General features: G+C 34.2%; 25 protein-coding genes. 9 read left to right on the top strand and 16 right to left on the bottom strand.

Features of this window, described 5'->3' with window-relative positions; all coding sequences use genetic code 11:
* The first annotated feature begins 54 nt into the window (after window positions 1-54).
* Window positions 55-942 (top strand): DMT family transporter, encoded by an 888-nt coding sequence (locus CRO00_RS16515; RefSeq protein ID WP_097074776.1) that lies wholly within the window; start codon window positions 55-57, stop codon window positions 940-942.
* A 34-nt stretch (window positions 943-976) separates the two neighbouring features.
* On the opposite strand, the gene CRO00_RS20355 is transcribed toward CRO00_RS16515, so the two are convergent.
* The 8 genes from CRO00_RS20355 to CRO00_RS16480 all read right to left on the bottom strand — a co-directional run bounded on the left by CRO00_RS20355 (window position 977) and on the right by CRO00_RS16480 (window position 9,256).
* On the bottom strand, window positions 977-1,153 hold the full coding sequence (locus tag CRO00_RS20355) for a hypothetical protein (protein WP_202615699.1): 177 nt from the start codon (window positions 1,151-1,153) through the stop codon (window positions 977-979).
* A gap of 87 nt (window positions 1,154-1,240) precedes the next feature.
* Entirely contained in the window at window positions 1,241-2,785 is a 1,545-nt protein-coding gene (locus CRO00_RS16510) for a solute symporter family protein (RefSeq protein ID WP_097074775.1), read from the bottom strand.
* Window positions 2,782-3,108, bottom strand: coding sequence for a DUF485 domain-containing protein (locus tag CRO00_RS16505; RefSeq protein ID WP_097074774.1), 327 nt, complete (start codon window positions 3,106-3,108; stop codon window positions 2,782-2,784). The genes CRO00_RS16510 and CRO00_RS16505 overlap by 4 nt, the downstream gene beginning before the upstream one ends.
* Before the next feature lie 454 nt (window positions 3,109-3,562).
* Window positions 3,563-5,116, bottom strand: a complete 1,554-nt coding sequence (locus CRO00_RS16500; protein WP_097074773.1) for a solute symporter family protein — start codon at window positions 5,114-5,116, stop codon at window positions 3,563-3,565.
* Entirely contained in the window at window positions 5,116-5,493 is a 378-nt protein-coding gene (locus CRO00_RS16495; protein ID WP_097074772.1) for a DUF485 domain-containing protein, read from the bottom strand. Before CRO00_RS16495 ends, CRO00_RS16500 begins: the two co-directional genes overlap by 1 nt.
* Window positions 5,494-6,191: 698 nt before the next feature.
* Complete coding sequence (locus tag CRO00_RS16490) at window positions 6,192-7,322, bottom strand: helix-turn-helix domain-containing protein (RefSeq protein WP_097074771.1); 1,131 nt, start codon at window positions 7,320-7,322, stop codon at window positions 6,192-6,194.
* 129 nt (window positions 7,323-7,451) lie between these two features.
* The gene (locus CRO00_RS16485) at window positions 7,452-8,783 is read right to left on the bottom strand and encodes an NAD(P)-binding domain-containing protein (RefSeq protein ID WP_097074770.1); all 1,332 of its coding nucleotides are present in this window, start codon (window positions 8,781-8,783) and stop codon (window positions 7,452-7,454) included.
* Between the two features lie 26 nt (window positions 8,784-8,809).
* Entirely contained in the window at window positions 8,810-9,256 is a 447-nt protein-coding gene (locus CRO00_RS16480; protein ID WP_097074769.1) for a MarR family winged helix-turn-helix transcriptional regulator, read from the bottom strand.
* Window positions 9,257-9,354: 98 nt separating this feature from the next.
* Here CRO00_RS16480 and CRO00_RS16475 point away from each other — a divergent pair, with 98 nt between their 5' ends.
* From CRO00_RS16475 to CRO00_RS16465, 3 genes are all read left to right on the top strand, one after another.
* A complete protein-coding gene (locus CRO00_RS16475; protein ID WP_202615698.1) occupies window positions 9,355-9,855 on the top strand; it encodes a GNAT family N-acetyltransferase in 501 nt (166 codons plus the stop codon).
* 516 nt (window positions 9,856-10,371) lie between these two features.
* Entirely contained in the window at window positions 10,372-11,049 is a 678-nt protein-coding gene (locus CRO00_RS16470; RefSeq protein WP_097074768.1) for a response regulator transcription factor, read from the top strand.
* A gap of 97 nt (window positions 11,050-11,146) precedes the next feature.
* Complete coding sequence (locus tag CRO00_RS16465) at window positions 11,147-12,292, top strand: sensor histidine kinase (RefSeq protein ID WP_237658455.1); 1,146 nt, start codon at window positions 11,147-11,149, stop codon at window positions 12,290-12,292.
* Between the two features lie 36 nt (window positions 12,293-12,328).
* Here the strand turns inward: CRO00_RS16465 and CRO00_RS16460 are convergent, their stop codons facing one another.
* The 6 genes from CRO00_RS16460 to CRO00_RS16435 form a co-directional block, all read right to left on the bottom strand.
* Window positions 12,329-12,892, bottom strand: coding sequence for a ferric reductase-like transmembrane domain-containing protein (locus CRO00_RS16460; protein WP_097074766.1), 564 nt, complete (start codon window positions 12,890-12,892; stop codon window positions 12,329-12,331).
* Entirely contained in the window at window positions 12,882-13,790 is a 909-nt protein-coding gene (locus tag CRO00_RS16455; RefSeq protein ID WP_097074765.1) for an FAD:protein FMN transferase, read from the bottom strand. The genes CRO00_RS16460 and CRO00_RS16455 overlap by 11 nt, the downstream gene beginning before the upstream one ends.
* Window positions 13,791-13,820: 30 nt before the next feature.
* Entirely contained in the window at window positions 13,821-14,084 is a 264-nt protein-coding gene (locus CRO00_RS16450; RefSeq protein ID WP_097074764.1) for a hypothetical protein, read from the bottom strand.
* A gap of 26 nt (window positions 14,085-14,110) precedes the next feature.
* A complete protein-coding gene (locus CRO00_RS16445) occupies window positions 14,111-14,782 on the bottom strand; it encodes a copper amine oxidase N-terminal domain-containing protein (protein WP_097074763.1) in 672 nt (223 codons plus the stop codon).
* A 215-nt stretch (window positions 14,783-14,997) separates the two neighbouring features.
* Entirely contained in the window at window positions 14,998-15,261 is a 264-nt protein-coding gene (locus CRO00_RS16440; protein ID WP_097074762.1) for a spore coat protein, read from the bottom strand.
* A gap of 11 nt (window positions 15,262-15,272) precedes the next feature.
* Window positions 15,273-15,461: a hypothetical protein gene (locus CRO00_RS16435; protein WP_097074761.1), complete on the bottom strand. Its 189-nt coding sequence runs from the start codon at window positions 15,459-15,461 to the stop codon at window positions 15,273-15,275.
* 197 nt (window positions 15,462-15,658) lie between these two features.
* Here CRO00_RS16435 and CRO00_RS16430 point away from each other — a divergent pair, with 197 nt between their 5' ends.
* From CRO00_RS16430 to CRO00_RS16410, 5 genes are all read left to right on the top strand, one after another.
* On the top strand, window positions 15,659-16,210 hold the full coding sequence (locus CRO00_RS16430; RefSeq protein ID WP_097074760.1) for a TVP38/TMEM64 family protein: 552 nt from the start codon (window positions 15,659-15,661) through the stop codon (window positions 16,208-16,210).
* A 254-nt stretch (window positions 16,211-16,464) separates the two neighbouring features.
* Entirely contained in the window at window positions 16,465-18,822 is a 2,358-nt protein-coding gene (locus CRO00_RS16425) for a TOTE conflict system archaeo-eukaryotic primase domain-containing protein (RefSeq protein ID WP_097074759.1), read from the top strand.
* A 162-nt stretch (window positions 18,823-18,984) separates the two neighbouring features.
* Window positions 18,985-20,013 carry an Rpn family recombination-promoting nuclease/putative transposase gene (locus CRO00_RS16420; RefSeq protein WP_097074758.1) on the top strand — a complete coding sequence of 343 codons (1,029 nt, stop codon included), beginning with the start codon at window positions 18,985-18,987 and terminating at the stop codon, window positions 20,011-20,013.
* A complete protein-coding gene (locus CRO00_RS16415) occupies window positions 20,000-20,350 on the top strand; it encodes a hypothetical protein (RefSeq protein WP_097074757.1) in 351 nt (116 codons plus the stop codon). Before CRO00_RS16420 ends, CRO00_RS16415 begins: the two co-directional genes overlap by 14 nt.
* 40 nt (window positions 20,351-20,390) lie before the next feature.
* A complete protein-coding gene (locus tag CRO00_RS16410; RefSeq protein WP_097074756.1) occupies window positions 20,391-20,597 on the top strand; it encodes a hypothetical protein in 207 nt (68 codons plus the stop codon).
* A gap of 4 nt (window positions 20,598-20,601) precedes the next feature.
* Here the strand turns inward: CRO00_RS16410 and CRO00_RS16405 are convergent, their stop codons facing one another.
* Entirely contained in the window at window positions 20,602-21,042 is a 441-nt protein-coding gene (locus tag CRO00_RS16405; protein WP_097074755.1) for an SRPBCC family protein, read from the bottom strand.
* A 125-nt stretch (window positions 21,043-21,167) separates the two neighbouring features.
* Window positions 21,168-21,902, bottom strand: coding sequence for a pyruvate formate-lyase-activating protein (gene pflA, locus CRO00_RS16400; protein WP_097074754.1), 735 nt, complete (start codon window positions 21,900-21,902; stop codon window positions 21,168-21,170).
* Window positions 21,903-21,916: the final 14 nt, after the last annotated feature.

Here is a 21,916-nt window from a genome sequence, read left to right as displayed (position 1 = left end):
TACTATATTCATATTGCAATATATGGGAAGACTTTTGGGGAAAAGGGGGTTCTTATGGTAATTCAAGATCGAACAAAGGGGATAATACTTGTCCTAACTGCCGCATTATTTTGGGGTATATCCGGTACTGTTTCACAATATCTATTCCAACGCTTACATATAAGTACAGAGTGGCTAACGACTGTTCGATTATTAAGTGCTGGCCTCCTACTTATACTAATTGCCTATAAACGGGAAGGGAAGCGGATCTTTGGCATATGGTCTACCAAGGCAGACATTCTAGCAATAATTATCTTTGGGGTTGTTGGGATGATCGGTGTTCAATACACATACTTAGCTGCCATCAAACATGGAAATGCCGCTACTGCTACTGTCCTACAATATTTAGGACCTGCTCTAGTTACAGGATATTTTGTACTTAAAGCAAAACGATTACCAAACAAGAAAGAAATTTTTGCTATAATTCTAGCACTCTTAGGAACATTCTTACTTGTTACACACGGCAATATTCAAACATTATCGATCTCAACTGAAGCATTCCTCTGGGGGATTATTTCTGCATTTGGTTTAGCCTTTTATACGATTCAACCAATCACCCTATTAAGACGCTGGGGAGCTTTAATCGTTGTTGGATGGGGAATGGTCATTGGTGGCGTAGTGTTTAGCTTCGTACACGTCCCTTGGCAATTTGAAGGCGAATGGTACTGGTCTACAAACTTTGCCTTTTTGTTTGTTGTTGTATGTGGTACTGTCCTATCATTTTATAGCTATTTAGAAAGCTTAAAATATTTATCAGCATCCGAAACGAGCCTTCTTGCTTGTGCAGAGCCTCTTTCAGCAGCAATCACAGCTGTAATCTTCCTTGGCGTATCATTTAGTTGGATCGATTGGCTCGGAACACTTTTCATATTAGGTACAATATTAATTTTGTCTAGAAAATAGGGAAGACAACGAAAAAGCAATTCCTAATGAATTACTATTCATCAAGGAATTGCTTTTTATATTTCTTATCTTTCTTTTCTAACGTTTCTAATTTCGTTTTCGTTTTCCGTTCATGCATACTAAAACTAACATTCCCTCTAGAAATAGTTACATCTTTACCTTGCTGCCTTAAAAGCTTTAAACGTTTTTTCTTCGCATCCGAATTGCTCATAAAGTCACCTCCATAATATTTTAAATGGAAAAAGGGGAGGGGAAAAGTAAAAACCTCGAGTTGAGATAACTCGAGGTTAGTTTTTAATTAGTGAGAAACGTCTTGTACAGAAATACCAGTTTGAGCTTTAACTTCAACTTCACGGTATTTCGCAGCGTTAGATTCTTTAGAAAGTATTGTACCTAACCATCCACCGATGAATCCAAGTGGAACTGAGATAAGTGCTGGGTTTGTTAAGAAGATTAATGGCTCCCCAACAAAGATTGCTTTTCCTGCTTCTGGATTCCAAACGTTTGGAGAAACTGCTACTAAAACTAATGCAGAAATTAAACCAGTTAACATTGCTGCTACAGCACCAGTTGTATTGAAGCGCTTCCAGTAGATTGTGTAAATGATTACTGGTAAGTTTGAAGATGCTGCAATACAGAATGCTAATGATACTAAGAAGGCAACGTTTAATGTTTGAGCACCTAAAGCTAAAAGGATAGATACTACTGAGATAATGATTGAACCTGTACGAGCTGCAAGAACTTGTTCTTTTTCAGTAACTTTACCTTTTTTAATGATCTCACCGTAAATATCATGAGATAGGGCAGAAGCACCTGAAAGTACAAGACCAGCTACTACGGCTAAGATTGTCGCGAATGCAACGGCACAAACGAATGAGAATAAAATATCTCCACCTAAAGCTTGTGCAAGAAGTGGGGCAGCCATGTTACCAGCTGCGTTTGCTGCAACGATTGTTTCTTTACCTACGAATGCAGCAGCACCGAAACCTAAGAAAATAGTTAATACGTAGAATAAACCTACAATCCAAGTAGCCCAAATTACAGATGAACGAGCAGTTTGTGCGTCTTTTACTGTGAAGAAACGCATTAAAATGTGTGGTAGTCCAGCTGTACCTAATACTAATGCGATTAACATTGAAATTGTATCAATACCATTAGTATATTTTAATCCTGGATTTAAATAAGCTGCTCCAGCGTCAGTTGCTGTAGTCATATGAGAGAACATTGTTAAAATATTAAAGTTGAATTTCGCTAATACTAAGAATGAGATAATTACTGTACCAAGCATTAATAAACATGCTTTAATAATTTGTACCCAAGATGTAGCAGTCATTCCACCGAATAATACGTAGATAGTCATCATTGTACCTACAAGAAGAACTGCAACCCAGTAATCGATACCTAATAATAATTGAATAAGTGCACCTGCACCAACAAGTTGTGCAATCATGTAGAATAATACGATTACGATAGTACTTAAAGCAGCTGTACCACGAACTTTTTTCGCATCAAAACGAGCAGAAATGATGTCAGCTAAAGTAAAACGACCAAGGTTACGTAATGGCTCAGCAACGATATATAATACCACTAAATAAGCTACTAAGTATCCGATAGAGAAGAAGAATCCGTCAAATCCAGTTAATGCGATTGACCCTGCAATACCTAAGAATGATGCCGCAGATAAATAGTCACCTGAAATAGCTAGTCCGTTTTGCCAACCCTTTAATCCACCACCTGCAGTGTAGAAGTCACTTGCAGTACTTGTTCTTTTTGATGCCCACCATGTGATAACTAATGTTAAACCCACGATGGCAACGAACATGATAATAGCTGTTACACTCATTTGCCAACACCTCTTTCGTACTCTTCGATAATCGCTTTTGCATCTTTATCGTAAGAGTTAGCTTTTCCAACATAAAGGTGAGCAAGTCCCCAAGTCATGATGAATAGTCCTGCAGCGTAGAACCAAACAAATGTGATTTCCCCAACAGCTTTTTGGTGTAGAATTTGCGTATAAGATGTTAATACTGGTAATAACATATACGCGGCAAGAAAGATCACTGTCATCGTCCATAAAAAGGAATTTTTCTTTTTCGTCAGTTTTTTGAACGATTCCATTTCAGCGATTTTGTCATAATCAATATTTACTTTTTGATTATTCGCCATAAACATACCCCCGTTTTTGTTTAATTTTCCTGCTTCGTGTTCGTAAAATTCTATTTAATAGATTTTACAATTTTCATTCTATTTAATCGTTCACAAAATTGCAATAGTTTTTTATAAAATTATCTAAAAAAAATTCTATAATTTTTGAATTTTACGAGAAAATTTAAAACAGGTTATAGAAAAATAACGAATGAAATATAATGACATGTACCTACGAACGTTGATTTAGAGCCATTTTTTGGACCCTTGACAAATGATTTATATGAATTAGAGAGAAAAAATAGTATTTTTCGATAAGTAAAAAAAGTTAATCATTACCACAATTAAAATGGTGAATATAAAATTATGAAAGTAATTAAAAGTATTATAGAAAGTCTAAAATAATAATTTTTATAAAAAAAAGAAGTCTAAAAACTAATTAGACTTCTCTTCAAAACTATTAATATTCTATTAATTAATGGGAAACATCTGAAACAGAAACCCCAGTGTTCGCTTTAACACGGATCTCTTGATAGATTTCTTTAGATTTTTTTGCTTCTACTTTGTGTTGAGTTAGAACCGTACCTAAGTAACCTGCAAGGAATCCTAAAGGAATTGTAATAATAGCAGGAACAGATAATTTTAATAATGGCTCACCAACTAAAATTGCTGCACCTTCAACTGGATTCCAAACATTTGGACCCATAGCACCTAACACTAAACAAGAAACTAATCCAGTAACAATCGCAGCTACGGCACCATTAGAATTGAACTTTTTCCAATAGATTGTGTAAAGGATTACAGGTAAGTTCGCAGATGCACCAATACAGAATGCAAAAGAAACTAAAAATGAAACATTTAGACTTTGCGCAAATAATGCTAAAACAATTGATACACAAGCAATTGAAATAGAGCCAATACGAGCAGCAATTACTTGTTGTTTTTCTGTTAACTTACCATCTTTTAAAATTTCTCCATAAATATCATGCGAAATTGCTGAAGCTCCTGTTAAAACTAAACCAGATACTACCGCTAAAATCGTAGCAAAAGCAACTGCTGCAATAAATGATAAAAGAATATTCCCACCTAAAAATTCAGCTAAAAGTGGGGCAGCAGTATTACCCGCAGCATTTTCTAATTTAATTGCATCGATTCCTACAAAATGCATTGCTCCAAAACCAAGGAAAATTGTTAAAGAGAAGAAGATTGCAGTAATCCAAGTCGTCCAAGAAATAGAAGAACGAGCTGTTTTCGCATCTTTAACAGTAAAGAATCGCATTAAAATATGTGGTAAACCTGATGTTCCTAATACAAGGGCCATCATCATAGAAACAGAATCAATTGAAGATGTATATTTCATTCCTGGCACTAAAAACTGATCGCCATGCTGAGTTGAAATTGTATCAAACATTTTAATTAAGCTAAAATCAAATTTCGAGAAAACTAAAAAGGCAAGAAGGGTAGTACCAAATAATAATAATCCAGCTTTGATAATTTGTACCCATGATGTTGCCGTCATACCACCGAATAATACGTATGTCGTCATCATTACACCAACTATTAATACAGCCATCCAATATTCGATACCAAATAATAATTTAATAAGTGCACCTGCTCCAACTAATTGAGCAATCATATATAGGATAACAATAATAATTGTACCTGTTGCAGCAACTCCGCGAATTCGCTTTTCATTAAAACGAGCAGTTAACATATCTGCTAATGTATAACGTCCTAAATTTCTCATTGGTTCAGCAATAACATATAGAAGAACTAAGTTTGCTACTACATACCCAACAGAGAAGAAGAAACCATCAAATCCTGTTAAGGCAATCGCTCCTGAAACCCCTAAAAACGCTGCTGCTGATAAATAATCCCCAGCAATTGCAAATCCATTCTGCCATCCTTTAAGTCCGCCACCCGCTGTATAAAAGTCACTTGCAGAAGAAGTTCTTTTTGCAGCAATATATGTAACGATTAATGTTAATCCAACAATTCCTAAGAAAAATCCAATTGTTACTAAATTCATTACCTGCCACCGTCTCTTTCATATTCAGCTAACACTTCTGCTGCGATCTTATCGAACTTCGGTGCCATTTTTGTGTAAAGCATACATAACATAACTGTCATTACGAATAGGGCAGCTGCATATACCCATACACCTGTAATGTTACCGATCCACTTCTGTTGTAATACAGGTGTGAACGCTAAGATTGGTAATAGGATATAAAGTGATAAGAAAGCAGCTGTAACACCGAATAAAAAGGTATTCTTCTTCTTAACAAAACTATTGAATGATTCCATTTGATCAATCTTCTTGTAGTTAATTTCCTTAAATTTAACATTATTTACTACTGGTTTTACTTCTTTTTCTACGGGTTTGTTTAACGTTCCTACGTTTGCCATAAAATTTCCCCCTTATGAATTATTATTCTACTTTAGGCGTTTTATTTCTTTTCCACCCCCGTCATTAATCCATATTGTAGTGGACAGTATTATATAATTCAATACTATTTTTCCAAATAAATCCCTTGACAACAGATTTCCAAATTTGTGGAAAGCCTAGAATTATCAAGGTTTAAGGAGAAAAAAACTACATAAAACAGAAGGGAATTTACCCCAATTATTACACTATTAAAATAACATTAACAAATAAAATACTTAAAGTAGAAAATCTAAAACAACTTTTAGAAATATAATGTCTCGATTGTTTAGAATGATATACGCCAATAATATTTAGTCCTACGAAATAGTTGTTATAGTACAAAGGGTAAGGATAATTTTTTGATATTAAAGAAAATTTAAAATTTTTTAGTTGACGGGAAAATTTTCATCAATTTATAGAAGAAAAAGTGTTATTTAAGACGTGCAATTAGATTTGGGTTGTAATGTGGATCGGTTGTATGAATTAAAAAATATTAAATAAACATGGTAGACAATTTAAAATTTAAATTATCTGCATAAGAAACGTAATGAAAAAAGTTAGGACTTTGCAAAAAAATAGGTTTTGTCTCACTATTATAAGTATACTTTTGAAACGAGATTTAACTTCGCATAAGATATATTATGTAAACTAGAATTTTTAAAAAAGAAAAAAGGTTCCATTATCCGGACCCTCTTCGTTGGATTAAGTTTACCATACTCATTTCCATAATATCGTTCATACTTACTTTATGTTTTCTTGCAATACGTTTCATTTCCTCAATAAATTCACCTTCAAATGTTGTTCTAAATTCTATTCGATGTTTAGATTTTTTAAGTTTAACGATTTGATCTGATTCTAAAATCTTTTGTATTTCCGGTTGAATTAGATGATTAATATACTGCTGATTTTCTTTTGCGAGATTTTTTACTTCCATTAGAATTCCTTTATTTATTCTACATTTGATTTCCTGTTTAGCTTTATGAATAAACTTGCCATTAAACATCCTAGTAACATCAGCAATATAAGGCTCATTAGAATGCTGTGTTAAATAAACTCTCTTATAAATATGGAAATCTTCATCATTAGCATTTTGATAAATGATTTTAGATAATTTAATAAGATCATTTTTCCCATTTATACAAACTCTAAAAATTACATTGCCATTCTTACTTACTTGCTCCTTTATATAAGACTTTAAACCCCAGCTTTGAAAAATCATTAATAAAGCTGAAGCAAATTTTTTACTAGCACTTGTTATGTTCATCATATAACCTTTTGGATCGACATAACCATCTCCATCAAGCACACCTCGTATAAAAGACGGTAAATATTCCTCTGGGATTTTTGGAAATGGTAATGTTAGAGATTTATTTGAGGTTATCCCCATAAAAGTAAGGTCTTGTTTTATTTCCTTAGAATTTATAACTAATAACGGTACGTTTCTAGTTTTCCCAAATGGCGCTAACACAAAATCTGCTTCCATATATCTTGCAATGACACGCAATATCCTTTCATCTTTTTGAGCAAAGTAAATGGTATGATGGCTTCTATTTACTGTACCATCTGTCACGAACAACCCTAGTACCCATGCCATTTCGTGTGACCAAACCTTAAAGAAGTTTTCATTTACTTTATGTTTTCTAGGTTGTCCACCATATTGTTTATGTTTTAGGGTTACATGATTTTTCTTCAAAACATTATAAATAGCACGATCAGATAGGCCTGTTAACACCATAATTTCCTTGTAAGGCTTTCCACTATTATACAATTGAATAATGAATTCATCTGTTATTCCCTTTTTTCTCGGCATATGATATCCCCCTAAAAAGTTCTGGTTATTATCAACTGTCGAAATTTTCTAGATAAATTAATTATACAAACAAACGTTCCTATTTTCAAGAACGAACAAAAGAAGCCACTGAAAAAATCCAGTGACTTATTATCCGCAACAAGATGATGTTTTTGAAATTAAGTTAATACTGCAAACACCCGTTTCTGGTAATTGTAGTTCTACTTTTTTGGATGATTCGATATCGCCCACTAAAAAAGCAACAATCGAACGGACTTGTTCATAACCTGTTGCCATTAAGAAAGTTGGTGCTCTGCCATAGCTCTTCATGCCAACGATGTAGAAGTTTTTCTCAGGCTGTCTTAATATTTCTTCACCATGAGGACGTACTGTTCCACAACTATGAAGGTTCGGGTCTATTAGTGGTGATAAAGCTTCTACGCTTTCAGTTGCTGGATCGATACTTAACCGAATTTCACGTAGAAAAGAAAAGTCAGGTCTACTTCCGGTGTTTGTAATGATTTCATCAATGCCAGAGAGTTTAAATTCACCTTCCCTATTTTCCCCTATCAACTCAATGCCTTCATTCGTATAACTTAATTGGTGAATTTTAAATGGTGTCAAAACTTTTACCTTACCATCATCTACCAATTGGTGAATTTTTCTACCTAATTCCCCTCTCGCTTCAAGCGCATCCTTTTCCTCACCACCATAAGCATCTTCAACTTTATTCTTTCTCATCACCCAATAAACCTCAACTTCATTTTCTAATTGGGAAAGCTCTATGATTGTATTAATTGCTGAATGTCCTCCCCCAACTACAGCTACTCTTTTTCCGGTATATCTTTCTCGTTGACTACCTCCAATATCAGGAATGCCATAGAAGATATGTTTTTGTAAATTCCGTTCTTCTGACGTCCAAATATTATCGGCATTAATAGGGTTAGGATGTGACCATGTTCCTGTTGCATCAATAACTGCTTTTGCTTCCATTCTTTTTGTTAAACCTTGTTGTTCAATGTATAAAACAAAAGCTGCATCATCCCTTCCCGCATTTTTCATCTTATCTAATCCCTTTTTGCTGATTGATACAACTTTTGATTCTAACAACAGATGTTCTTTTATCTGTGGTAACTTTGCTAATGGTTCTAAATACAATTCAACTACCTCTTTACCTGTCGGAAGAGTTTCTGCTGCTGGTGCTATCCATCCAGTTTGTTCTAATAGTTTTTTCGCTACTTTATCAATATTATATTGCCACGGTGAGAACAAACGTACGTGTCCCCATTCTAGAATATTACTTCCAACCCGCACACCTGATTCTAATAGAATAAATTTTTGTCCACAGTTAACTAAATGCGCTGCAGCAGCTAATCCAACTGGTCCTGCCCCAATAATAGCAATCGGTAATTCATTTGCATATTTCTCCATAATAAAGTCCTCCAATTTAAAATTATTTACTTGCAAATTGCAAGTATTCATTAAAATAAAAGCAAGAATTCTCTTGCTTAATATAACGGTGTACAACAAACAGAGGATTTTGACATTGCTTCGTTTAACAATTTAATCGAACGAATCACCATTTCTCTTTCATTTTCGTCCATATGGGAAAATACCTCGTCTAAATATACATTCATTGCATGATCAATACTTGTAGCAACAAATTTTCCTTGTACAGAAAGGCTCAAAATTGAGACCCGTTTATCCTGAGATGATGGAGTTTTCTTTACTAAATCCATGTTAACTAATGTTTGAATTTGTCTACTAAACGTAGTGATATCCATCGTTAAGATTTGGGCAATTTGCTGCATAGATGGCTCATGTTGTCTGTCAATTTCATAAAGGATATGACTTTGAATCGTAGAAATTTCAAAGCTCCCTACTGAACAGCAGTTTTTATCTAGTAAGCCAAATCTCCTCGTTAGTACATGAAAGATCTCACGTTTGTTTTCCATCTTGTCACCTCTTAGTATATTTATAAATAATTTACTTGCAATTTGCAAGTACTTAATGCAAAAATAAAATTAAATTCCACAATTGGAGGATTATTACAATGGATATCGGTATACGTCAAGTTACGAAAGATGATTGGGACCAAGTGAAATTTATTTATGAAGCAGGCATTGCAACGAAAATCGCAACATTTGAAACACAAGCCCCCTCCTCTTTTGAAAAATGGATAGGCAATGCAAATCGTGGATGTTCTTTCGTTGCACAAGAAGGGTCAACTATTTTAGGGTGGTGTAAGCTCACACCTGTTTCAACAAGAGAAGTATATTCAGGCGTAGGAGAAGTAAGTATTTATACTCATCCAGCAGCTAAGGGTAAAGGCATTGGAACATTACTTCTTCAAAATTTAATAGAAAAATCAGAACATCACGGATTTTGGACACTCGAGGCAAAAATCTTTAAAGAAAATGAAGCAAGTATCCATTTACATATGAAAAATGGATTTAGATTGGTTGGTATTCGAGAAAAGATCGGAAAAAGGGATGGAGTTTGGAAAGATAATGTATTCTTAGAAAGAAGAAGCACTCTGGTCGGGACAAATTAAAAAATTCTTGAATAAAAAAATCTTATCTATTTCTTGCTAGGCTCTTAGGGAGAAACCACATATTAATTGGCCTAATTGCTTTCGTTCTATGTATCGTTCATGGAATTGTGATGTACCTAAGAGGAGTTACCAGGTTAGGGGCCGTTATCGTTTTAGGGATTGCGAGCATCGTTGGTACGATTTTATATAAAAAAAGTAAAAGTATTCGAATAGCTCATATTTTACTTATTGTGATTACATTATTCACTGTATTTCTTTATATTTTATTCTCATAAAAGCCCGGAAGAATCCACTTTAAAATCATCAAAATGGATTCTTCTATTGAGCCGCGCATCTTACAAATTCCCTTTTAGTATCTACTTGAACATGAAATACTCATTATAGTACTAAAAATTTCAATTTTCTTCCTGTGAGTTGGTTAGTTTATCCATTATACTAATAAAAAATGGCAATTTTTCAGTGTTTTTTCATCTTTGTTTTTTATAATGAATCAAATAATGTTAAGGTGGGAACATTTTGAAAATTTTAATTGCAGAAGATGACAATCGATTACGAAAAAACATCGTCCACATTATTCAAAAAGAGTATCATCAAGTGGATTCAGTTGATAACGGACAAGATGCCTTAGATAATACTGTCTTTGAGGAATACGACCTTCTTATTTTAGATTGGATGATGCCGGAATACAGTGGCATTGAAGTGTGTCAAGAAGTAAGAAAACGTGGATTTTCAGGTGGTATTTTAATGCTAACGGCAAAAGATGATAGTTCTGATATTGTACAAGGGCTAGATGCTGGGGCAGATGATTATTTAGTGAAGCCTTTCAAGATGGAAGAACTATTAGCTAGAATACGTGCCATTTTACGAAGAAGAGAGAAGCCAATTGAACAAGTGATTGGGGTTAAAAACTTAAAACTTCACGTAGACTCACGTACGCTTTTTCGTGGAAATGAAGAGATTTTATTAACGAAAAATGAGTTTTTGTTTTTAGAATATCTTTTTATTAACAAAGGTCTCGTCCTCACGAGAGAACAAATCTGCTCACATGTTTGGGGTTATGACCACGATACAACGAATAACAACCTAGATGCACTAGTTAAACTCGTGCGAAAAAAAATCGATGATAGCAAAGAAAAGTCGATCATCCAAAATGTAAGAGGCATTGGTTATAAAGTGAGAGAAACTCATGTTTAATCAGACGCGAAAAAAATTATCCGCTTTTTATGCGATTTGCTTTTTTATATTCTTTATTGGCTTTCTCATTATTCTCTATTTTGCACTGGTTCAGTTAATGGAACACCAGCAATTGGACGAACTTGAAACCTATTATGCAGAAGAAGCGCATGATCTTTTTGAACACTTAGACGAGCATGAAAAAAAAATTAATTATGAACCAAATCAAACATATTTTTATTATATTTATACGCATGACCATACATTTGTTCACGGTGATGAAACAGTAAAAGGTTTATACAAAGAGGTTGAATCCCTCTTTCAATCAGAGGATGTTTCTAAACAGTTGGTCAAGAGATTAGAATGGGATAGTAATCATTTTCTTTTATTATCTAAGCCGATTAAAGGGCAGCAAAATTCCTTTGAAGGATATATTATTTTAGGCAAAACGGTGACGTCACAACATCACTTTTTCCAAAAAATGATTTGGCTATTTATCGTCTTAATCTGTGTTTTTACCGTACTTCTTGGTTTAATTAGTTACTTTATGGCGGGAAAAGCAATGATTCCGATCCAGCAAACTTTTGAAAAGCAAAAAAAGTTTGTTTCAGACGCTTCCCATGAGTTACGTACCCCTTTAAGTATTTTCTATAGTTCACTTGATATATTAGAAGCAGATGAAATAGAAAACTTAAGCCCATTTGGTAAAGAGTTAATTACAGATTTAAAAGAAGAAGCTGAAATAATGAAAGACCTTTTAGAGAAGCTCCTTTTTTTAGCACGTCATGATCAAAATCGTTTAGAAATCAAAAGAGAAACTATTCACCTTTCTGAAATGCTTGAAAATATTAGTGAGAAATTTGAAAGAACGTTATCCAAAAGTGTCACTTTCCACTCTGAAATTGAAAAGAATATTCAATTTACAGGAGACTCAAAAAGTATCAATGAACTGATATATATCTTATTAGAAAATGCTTCCCAATACACACAACAAGGTTCTATTACCATGAGACTAAAAAGAACAGATTCAGCAATTAAAATGTTTGTAGAAGATACCGGAATGGGTATTTCAAAAGAGGACCTCCCTTTTATTTTCGATCGTTTCTATCGTAGTGATATTGCAAGAAAACGGGACGGCTCGGGTTTAGGGCTTTCAATTGCCAAAGCCATTGTTGAAGAACATAATGGAGTAATCCAAGTACAAAGCGAATTAGGAAAAGGAACGTCTTTTTGTATCGAGTTCCCTTTTGAAAAAAAAGCGTAACTTATTCGTATTGAATAGGTTACGCTTTTTGACTGATTACACTTCAACCGGTTTAACTTTTACTTCCTTTTCTTTTTTCTTATATTGCCCACTAATGATTCTGATTAAGGAGAATATAAATACGAAAGTGGCCGTACTCCAATAGAATAGTAGAATAAATGGATTTACTGTATCAGTTCCAATTAAAACGCCATGCACTAATGAAATGACCCATGCTGGTAACACAGCAAAATGCACCTTTTTCCATAAAGAAAACCCCATTTTTCGTAACCAAAGATCCGAACTTAAAAATACCATTAAGAACAGATAAAACGCAATTGTTCCAAGACCTGATAAAACAGGCTCATAATCTGATGCAAAGGGAATCAGCAATTCTGCAATACGATATGGTTCATATTGATCGACTATTAACAACAGCATATGAACTATCACAGCAGCGAAGCCAAACCATCCGGCACTTTGATGTAGTTGAAATAATAAATTTTTATGGGACTTTACAGCAGGCGATTTTCTTAACAAACCAAAAATGATCGAAACCGTAAAATAAAAATACGCTAAAAATCCACATATCCGAATCCATTCCCATGTACTAAGAAGCATGTATTTTTCCTCCTCCTTTAATCCAATACCCTTTTTCATTTTCTTTTACGATAAAACAAGCAGAGGGAATTTGATGTTGTCCAAGCCATTGTTGCAATTCTTTCTCGTGAAGTAAAAAACACAATTTGCATGCAACTTCGGCATCACATAAAGATTTCGTCACAACGGTTGCTTGAAGTACATCCGTATTCGCCACGATGCCAGTTTGCCCATTCAATAAATGATGCTTTGTATCATTCCCTTGCTTCCAACTTCGATAGACCCGATTGGACGTTGCAATGGCTCCATTTTTTATTTTGATATAGCTGATTTCTTCCTCTTCTTTATATGGATCGGCCACACCAATTGTCCATTCCTTGTCACAGGAGGACCAAATGTTCATATCGCCACCCCCATCAACCATTCCGTATTCAGAGCACGTTTCTTGTTGTAACCACTCTGCAATCTTTTCCACTATATATCCTTTTGCAAATCCACCTAAATCAATCTGTTGTTCATCTGTCCTTAAAACTGTATGGTTACTCAAAAATTGGATAGGCGATTGTTTAGTTCCGGTATCGTTCTTCTCTAAATTTTCGGCATGTTGAAAAGGAAACGATTGATTGTATCCGTGTTGCTCTAACTGTTTTTTCAAATACGGTGAAAACAATCCGTGTGTTTGTATAAAATAATTATTTGCTTTCTTTAAACAATCATAAAGAAGTGAAGAAATTGCAATGGTGTCTCCTATTTTCAATTGATTTAGCCTAGCTAACTCATTATCTTCCCGAAATCTAGACCATTCTGAAGCCACATAGTGCAACCATTTTTCTACTGGTTTTTTCCATTCCTTTGAAGTACCTTTTGGTAAAGCGATATAAAAGTTCGTATTCATCATTTGAAGTGAAAGTGTATCCAATTAATTCATCTCCGTTCGCTCGTGGATAAATTACGACTTTCTCGTTTTTCGATTACTTTGAACCATCGTTTTTTGTGGATTCATTGAGACAATTTCAAAATTTGTCCAATCTAAACTCACCAATTCTTGTTCTCGTTCTGTTAGTTTTTCCCCCGGTTGTAGCGCAACTCCTACTTCCTCCATATCGGTAGCATTCGTTTCCGTCGTTCCATCATTAAATTGAGTCAGCATCAATGCGGATAACATCACACCCGCACTTCCTAAAATCCATTTTGCTTTCTTTTGGTCTTTCAAGAGTCATACCACCTTTCATGTTTTCGTTAATTGTTTAATGGCCGACAGATAAAGCAATTATTATCCGCTTGCCATTCCACTAAAAATCCTAATCCATTTGCAATCACACTGATAGGAATGTAAATATCGTTATTCAAAGAAAATGCAACAGAAGGTAACGGTGTTTTTTGGCCGTTATCAAACGCAACATTTGTATTGGCACGGAAGATTATTTCCTGATTGTCAGTAGTTATTTCTAATATTTGGCTCGCATCATAAACCGTAGCCTCTGCCCCTAACATTTCTGCAATGACCCTTCCTGGAATAAAAATTTCTCCATCTCTCGGAATGGCATAGAAAGACAATCGATTGGTGTCATTTTCTAATTGTAATGTCACGTTTTTTGATTCGTTGAAAGGTAAATTTCCTTTTTGAACCATAATAGTTCTTGTCCAAATATTCCATGTTTCTTGTTCTGAGGCGGTTGGGTACGTGTAGCTATCATATTCATATTCGTCGTCATCATCGTACTCATACTCTTCTTCCTCTTCATATTCGTACTTATAACGATCATCATCGTCTCCGTATTTCTCATAATGTTCACCACGTTCATGTTCTTCATATTCATGATCATCATCAGCTTTTACCATCACACCACCTGAAAGTGTTCCAACGAATAATAAAGTAGAAGCAGATAAACCAATAATTTTTAATTTCATGTAAACAACTCCTTCCTTTCAAACATATTGTAAGAAGGGAAAATGATAAGTAACTGAAATTTATTAGCGAGGAAACATTTTTTTGAAGAACTTTAGATTCTTCCGGTAAATTCCTTTTTTCACCTGTTTCATATGTATTAAAATTCCTAAGAAAAACAAAACCAACTTCATTTGTGGCAAATAAAAAAAACCGAGACATTTCGGCTTTGAAAAAATTAATTTTGTTGTTGCTCAGCCATTAATTCCGTTCTAAGTTGCTGAACTACCTCTTCCGAAGCTGGAGCAGCAGGTTTATAGTGTCCTTTTTGTAAGGCATAACTATATAATGTTCGTTGACGAGACTCATCTTGATTTCTTAATTGAATTAAAGTTTGTCTTAATTCTGCATTATTCGTTTGGGCAATGATATTCGCGTACCCTGTTAAACTGGCATTTAATCCCGCTAAATAATCATTAACCATTTCTTTATCTTGAAACATATTGCGCCTCCTTAATTTAAATAGGACATTAAATCTTGTTGTGCTTGCTTAGCTGATTGTGCATCTCTTTCAAATAACATTTTGAGCTCAGGATCTGTACAACCTTGAGCAAAAGCTTCTAACTTTTTCGCAACGTTCCCATGCCCGCCAATCAAACTTCGTAAATGTTCAACTTCAAGTTCAGTTAAATTATGGTTCATTTTTGATCCTCCTTTCACATTTATAAATTCCCCCTTTTTTAATATTTCATCCAACTAACTGCTCATATTCAATATGCTGTTTATTTATTAAGAGAGTACTCACTAACAATTAAGGAAAAATTAAGAAATTAAATAGTAAATTCTTAATGCTCCCTCTCTATACTAATTAAATAAATTGACTTGAGAGGAAGTTTCCCATGCAAGATTTATTGCTAAATAATGAATTTATAGCTCCTGTTATTTTCTTTTTCATATGCTTTTTACAACCCATTCTACTCCCCTTACCAGAAGCAGCAACCGTTACTGCAGGTAGTGCGGTACTAGGCCCATTAACAGCGGCAAGTATTAGTTTTACTGGTACTCTCGCTGGAATCATTGTGATGTATTTTATAGCGAAGGTCGGCGGACAAAAATTAATACGAAAGTTTGTGAAAGACAAGCATCTTCTAAAATACGAACGTTATGTATCAAATAATGAAACGAGTATTTTACTAATTTTATTTATTATCCCGATTTTGCCCGATGAAATCATATGCGTTGGTGCTGGAATCTCTGGAGTCCGATTGATGAAGTTTTTAATCATTGCAAGTGTCTCAAAACTATTCACTTCAATTTCTTTAGCCTATTCAATCGATTTCGCAAAATCATTATCTTTAACGAATTTTCAGTTAATGTTAATTTTATTAGGCATAGCTAGTATAGTAATGTTAATTTCATCGATAAGTGACAGATTGCTGTTGAAAAGATAGAAGTTTAAATAATTAAGAAAAAAGTTGGATTTTGAAAACGCTATGTTTTCTGAATCCAATTTTTGATCTCGTGTAAATTAATATAAATATCCGTCAAAAACCTTGATTTATCCGCCATTTCAGAAAGAATATCTACCAAGCTAATAAACCTTTACTTACCCAATAATAAATGCTTCCATATCTTAATTTTCCAATTCCATTTAGTTATGTATAATATTAATACGTATTAGTAAATAAGAATTTGAGGGTGAACAATGCAAAACCTTGAACAACAACTTCAGCTCGCATTATTGGAATGTGAACAGCTTAGGATAGAAAATCAAAAATTGAGAGAACTTTTGAGCTACCATAAAATCAATCCAGATGACATTATTTTGCAGCAAAAGACAGAGATCACTCCTCCAAAACTACAAAAGATTCAGCTAAGAATAAATATATTTAAAGAACTTTTTAAAGGTCGAACAGACGTTTTTGCAGTAAGATGGCAATCAAAAAATGGAAAGACGGGCTACTCACCTGCCTGTAAGAACGAATGGCACCCTACCCTTTGTCAGAAACCAACTATAAAATGTGCTAATTGCCAGCATCGAGAATTTTTCCCATTAACAGATCAAGTGATTTTTAATCATCTTTCGGGGGAGCAAACTATTGGTCTCTATCCCATTTTACAGGATGAAACGAGTTGGTTTTTAGCTGTTGATTTTGATAAAAAGAGTTGGCAAAAAGATGTACTAGCATTTATTACTACATGTAAAGAGCTGGGTGTTCCTGCACATATTGAACGGTCTCGCTCTGGGAATGGTTGTCATGTATGGGTCTTTTTTGAGCAAGCAATCCCTGCAAGCGTAACCCGTAAGCTTGGTAATGTATTACTATCAAAAACTTTAGAAAAGCGTTATGAGATTGGGATGGATTCTTTTGACCGTTTATTCCCAAGTCAAGATACTTTGCCAAAAGCAGGCTTTGGTAATTTAATTGCACTTCCATTACAGAATGTTCCAAGAAAGAATGGCAATAGTGTTTTTGTAGATGAAGATTTTATTCCCTATCCTGATCAATGGGATTATTTATATCGTGTAAAAAGGATGAAATTTAAAGAAGTAAATGCAATCATTAAGATCAACACAAGCAATGTAGTGAAAGAAAATATCGATAAAGCAAAATTACCAACTAAACTCACAATTACCCTAAAGAACGGGTTATATATAAAAAAAGAAGGACTATCCACTTCTTTTATAAACCATTTAATTCAACTAGCAACATTTAAAAATCCACAATATTATAAATCCCAAGCAAAACGGTTATCCACTCACGGTATTCCAAGAAATATTACATGTTATGATGATACGGAGGAATATTTAATATTACCACGTGGATGTAAAGACGATCTAGACAAACTATTAGGCAAATTATCGATAAATTTTGATTTTATTGATGACACACATATGGGTAGTAAAATCTCAATATCTTTTGAAGGAAAGTTAAGAGTTGAACAGGATCAAGCAGTAAAAACATTATTGGAACATCCAATTGGCATTTTATCTGCAACTACTGGGTTTGGGAAAACTGTGGTTGCTGCTAAATTAATTTCGGAGAGAAAGATTAATACATTAATTATCGTTCACCGAAACCAGTTAATAGATCAATGGAAAAAAAGCCTTACCCAGTTTTTAAATATCGAAGAAGACCAAATCGGTCAAATTGGCGGAGGAAAAAGTAAGCAAACAGAAAATATTGATATTGCTACCATACAAAGCCTAAATTATAAAGGTGAAGTTAAAGATTTAATCTCACAATATGGTCAAATTATTGTAGATGAATGCCATCACATTTCTGCTTTTAGTTTTGAACAGGTAATAAAAAAAGCTAATGCAAAATATATTTTCGGATTAACTGCTACCCCTATACGAAAAGATGGATTACAACCCATTATGACCATGCAATTAGGGCCAATACGTTATAAGGTAGATGGAAAAAATCAAGCGAAAATACGTCCATTTGAACATATACTGCTACCCCGTTTTACAACCTTTAAAAGTTCCCTTGAGGCAAATAAAAAAGACATTCAATCACTTTATAAAGAACTAATACATGATGAATATCGAAACCGTATAATTTTTGATGATGTATTAAGTGAAATAGATAATGGAGCTGTACCACTTATTTTGACAGAAAGAGTGGAACATGCATCTTATTTTGAATCAAAATTTAAAGGATTTGTGAAAAACATCGTAGTTTTAACGGGTAAATTGAGCACTAAGGAAAGAAAGGCAAATCTAAAAAGATTAGAAGAACTTGATGACAATGAAGAAAGACTAGTTATCGCAACAGGTAAATATATCGGTGAAGGATTTGATCACACTCGACTAGATACCTTGTTTTTAGTAATGCCGTTATCTTGGAAAGGTACTTTGCAACAATATGTGGGGAGACTACATCGCCTTCATAATGAGAAATCCATAGTGAAGGTTTTTGATTATGTTGATCACAAAGAGTCCATTTTAAAAACCATGTTTGAAAAAAGAATGAAAGGCTATCAATCGATGGGCTACGTTACAAAAGAAACAAAATCACTTCCTCAATCTAAATCTGAACAGATGAAAATGTTCTAATTTATTACAGGTCAATATTCATTTTTGGCCTGTAAATTTTTCCTCTCTGACCCCATTAAAAAATATTCCAGGATACACCAGTTTTTTGTAAAATATAGTAAACGAATAATTGACTTCGAGAATTTACTACTAACTACATTAATAGTATACGAGGTGATCTAAATGATGAGTAAAAAAGCGTTACGAAAAATACCTTTGGACAAATTAATGGACTTAAAAGTAGATTATGCATTCAAGCAATTATTTGGCAGCGAACGAAATAAAAATATTACCGTTGTATTTTTAAATGCCATTTTACAGCGCACAGGTCGCAATACTGTAAAAGAAGTATCATTCATCAACACTGAATTTAGTGGGGAGCATGAAAATGATAAGCAATCACGATTAGACATTATCGTGAAAACGCAAAATGACGAACTCATTAATGTTGAAATTCAATTATCAAATCAGCATAATATGGTGAAAAGAACATTATATTATTGGTCGAGATTGTACGCATCACAAATGGTTCGAGGTATGGGTTATCACAGGTTGCTCCCTACTATTACCATTAATATTTGTAACTATACAGTCTTTCATGAGCTAGAAAACTACCATAATACTTTCCATTTATATGAAGATGAAACAAAGACACCTGTTCCAATTGATGATAATGTACTAGAAGTTCACTTCATTGAGATGAATAAATTTTTAACTCTATGGTATAAGGAAAAATTAAATCCGTTAGATGATATACTGGCAAGATGGTTGTTATTACTTGGAATGGTCGATGCGCGGAAACAAAAAGTATATGAAGAAATTTATCAAGAATTGGAGGAGTTAGCGATGAAAGATAAAGACTTGTTGGAAGTTTTTAATGTATGGGAAGAACTAAGTATGTCGAAAGAAGAAGTAATTGCTTACCAATCCCGACTTAAATACATTCTTGATGAAGAAGGAAAATATGATCATGCCAGACATGAGGGTGAAAAAATCGGGATTGAGAAAGGCATTGAACAAGGGATTGAACAAGGGATTGAACAAGGAATTGAACAAGGCATTGAGCTAGGTGCAGAGGAAAGAACCATAGAAATAATTCATACAGGGATTAAAAATAAAGTACCCTTTGAAACCCTAGCTATACTTACAGGCTTATCTTTAGAGCAAATCAAAAGGATATCAGAGGAACTAGAATTACATGATGAAAAATAATGATTCATTGGAATTTATTAAACAAGAATTAAGTATGTCGAAAGAAGATGTTATTGCTTATCAATCCCGACTTAAATACATTCTTGATGAAGAAGGAAAATATGATCATGCCAGACATGAGGGTGAAAAAATCGGGATTGAGAAAGGCATTGAACAAGGGATTGAACAAGGAATTGAACAAGGCATTGAGCTAGGTGCAGAGGAAAGAACCATAGAAATAATTCATACAGGGATTAAAAATAAAGTACCCTTTGAAACCCTAGCTATACTTACAGGCTTATCTTTAGAGCAAATCAAAAAGATATCAAAGGAACTAGAAATGAACGGCGAAAGATAACGATTTATCGGAAGTTTTTAATGTCTGGGAAGAATTAAGTATGTCTATAGTAGAGGTAATCGCTTACCTATCCCGTCTTAAAGCTAAGGATTTACTCGCTTTAAATTTTGATATAGAAACAATTCAGAAAGCTACCAGTCTTGATAAGGAAGAAAAAGAAGCTTTGAAAGACGTATATGCTATCACTTGCCACCCAAAACGAAAGGGTCTGTCCATTTTTGAACAGCCCCTTTCCCTTGATTATTAAATAACTATGAGAATACCGCAATTTTACGCGCGATAGATTCTGTTAAACGTGATGCTACTTTCGGAACAGCCCATTTAATAACTGGTGTTAAAACCGCCCCAGATAACCCGCCTGCATTTACTTCCACCGTACAAGTCATTGTTGTTTTCCCATTCACTTCTTCTGCAGTAAAATGGCCACTACCTGTAAAGTTATCGGATAACCCTTTTAATGCAAATTTGATATTTGAAGGTTCATTCCACTCAGTAATATCCACTTGTGCTTGGATTGTTTTTTTAATCCCTTTTACGCTACCTTCAAATGTCCAAACTGATTGCTTGTCATTGATGATTTTATGTTCTTTATAGGCTGGAACTGCTGTTGCCCATTTTTCAAGATCACTGACATAATCCCAAACTGCTTGTACCTCTACTGGAATTTCTACTGTATGTGTTCCTGTTGCCATGATGATCCCCACTTTCGCTACGTATAAATATCTTTTACAAAGTAATTATTACATAAAAAGTATAAATTTACATCATTAAATATTAAGAGCAGCAGACCGCAAAACGCGAATCTCCTGCTTCATCATTACTGTGTGGCATTTAAAATGTCAATTGCTCGCCTAACGACTTCTTCACTTGGCGGTTCTACATTATCAAGTGGGTATTTGAGGCCGAGGTTTTCCCATTTATAAACGCCTAGCTTATGATAAGGAAGCACTTCAATTTTTTGGACATTTTTCAACGTTTGAATGAAAGCGGATAGTCGTTTTAAATCTTCTGGATTATCGGTTTTTCCTGGGACAAGTACGTGTCTTATCCAAACAGGTACATTCCGGTCAGATAAAATACGGGCAAATTCTAAAATATGCGTATTTGGGAGTCCTGTTAATTTCTTATGCTTGTCATTATCAATTTGTTTCAAGTCTAATAAAATTAAATCCGTTAATTGCAGCAACTTCTCTAATTTCTTCATAAAAAATGGTGTATTCGAAAAACATCCTGCTGATGAATCGATTGCCGTATGAATATCTAATTCTTTGCACTTCGTAAATAATTCAATTAAAAAGTCCATTTGAAGAAGTGGCTCTCCACCACTTACTGTTACGCCCCCATTTGAACTTTCCATATATGGTAAATAGGTTTGAATATCCGCCATTAATTCATCTACTTCGATTTCTTTTCCGCCCTTAGTATCCCAAGTATCAGGATTGTGGCAAAATTGGCAGCGTAGTAAACATCCTTGCATGAAAATGACGTATCGTATTCCGGGTCCATCTACTGTACCGAAAGATTCAATTGAATGGATTCGTCCAATCACCAACATCGCTCCCTAAT

The organism is Ureibacillus xyleni (assembly GCF_900217795.1).
GTDB classification, from domain to species: Bacteria; Bacillota; Bacilli; order Bacillales_A; family Planococcaceae; genus Ureibacillus; species Ureibacillus xyleni.
The sequence above is the reverse complement of the archived record's forward strand: the minus strand, read 5'-3'. Positions and strand labels throughout refer to the sequence as shown.

What these genes read in the sequence shown, in the direction of transcription:
- CRO00_RS16490 (WP_097074771.1), bottom strand. Translation starts at nt 7,322, where the DNA reads ATGCCGAGAAAAAAGGGAATAACAGATGAATTCATTATTCAATTGTAT.
- CRO00_RS16420 (WP_097074758.1), top strand. Translation starts at nt 18,985, where the DNA reads ATGATGAGTAAAAAAGCGTTACGAAAAATACCTTTGGACAAATTAATG.
- CRO00_RS16440 (WP_097074762.1), bottom strand. Translation starts at nt 15,261, where the DNA reads ATGTTTCAAGATAAAGAAATGGTTAATGATTATTTAGCGGGATTAAAT.
- CRO00_RS16415 (WP_097074757.1), top strand. Translation starts at nt 20,000, where the DNA reads ATGATGAAAAATAATGATTCATTGGAATTTATTAAACAAGAATTAAGT.
- CRO00_RS16410 (WP_097074756.1), top strand. Translation starts at nt 20,391, where the DNA reads ATGTCTATAGTAGAGGTAATCGCTTACCTATCCCGTCTTAAAGCTAAG.
- CRO00_RS16475 (WP_202615698.1), top strand. Translation starts at nt 9,355, where the DNA reads ATGGATATCGGTATACGTCAAGTTACGAAAGATGATTGGGACCAAGTG.
- CRO00_RS16480 (WP_097074769.1), bottom strand. Translation starts at nt 9,256, where the DNA reads ATGGAAAACAAACGTGAGATCTTTCATGTACTAACGAGGAGATTTGGC.
- CRO00_RS16510 (WP_097074775.1), bottom strand. Translation starts at nt 2,785, where the DNA reads ATGAGTGTAACAGCTATTATCATGTTCGTTGCCATCGTGGGTTTAACA.
- CRO00_RS16435 (WP_097074761.1), bottom strand. Translation starts at nt 15,461, where the DNA reads ATGAACCATAATTTAACTGAACTTGAAGTTGAACATTTACGAAGTTTG.
- CRO00_RS16445 (WP_097074763.1), bottom strand. Translation starts at nt 14,782, where the DNA reads ATGAAATTAAAAATTATTGGTTTATCTGCTTCTACTTTATTATTCGTT.
- CRO00_RS16505 (WP_097074774.1), bottom strand. Translation starts at nt 3,108, where the DNA reads ATGGCGAATAATCAAAAAGTAAATATTGATTATGACAAAATCGCTGAA.
- CRO00_RS16425 (WP_097074759.1), top strand. Translation starts at nt 16,465, where the DNA reads ATGCAAAACCTTGAACAACAACTTCAGCTCGCATTATTGGAATGTGAA.
- CRO00_RS16515 (WP_097074776.1), top strand. Translation starts at nt 55, where the DNA reads ATGGTAATTCAAGATCGAACAAAGGGGATAATACTTGTCCTAACTGCC.
- CRO00_RS20355 (WP_202615699.1), bottom strand. Translation starts at nt 1,153, where the DNA reads ATGAGCAATTCGGATGCGAAGAAAAAACGTTTAAAGCTTTTAAGGCAG.
- CRO00_RS16405 (WP_097074755.1), bottom strand. Translation starts at nt 21,042, where the DNA reads ATGGCAACAGGAACACATACAGTAGAAATTCCAGTAGAGGTACAAGCA.
- CRO00_RS16460 (WP_097074766.1), bottom strand. Translation starts at nt 12,892, where the DNA reads ATGCTTCTTAGTACATGGGAATGGATTCGGATATGTGGATTTTTAGCG.
- CRO00_RS16495 (WP_097074772.1), bottom strand. Translation starts at nt 5,493, where the DNA reads ATGGCAAACGTAGGAACGTTAAACAAACCCGTAGAAAAAGAAGTAAAA.
- CRO00_RS16465 (WP_237658455.1), top strand. Translation starts at nt 11,147, where the DNA reads ATGGAACACCAGCAATTGGACGAACTTGAAACCTATTATGCAGAAGAA.
- CRO00_RS16485 (WP_097074770.1), bottom strand. Translation starts at nt 8,783, where the DNA reads ATGAATACTTGCAATTTGCAAGTAAATAATTTTAAATTGGAGGACTTT.
- CRO00_RS16430 (WP_097074760.1), top strand. Translation starts at nt 15,659, where the DNA reads ATGCAAGATTTATTGCTAAATAATGAATTTATAGCTCCTGTTATTTTC.
- CRO00_RS16500 (WP_097074773.1), bottom strand. Translation starts at nt 5,116, where the DNA reads ATGAATTTAGTAACAATTGGATTTTTCTTAGGAATTGTTGGATTAACA.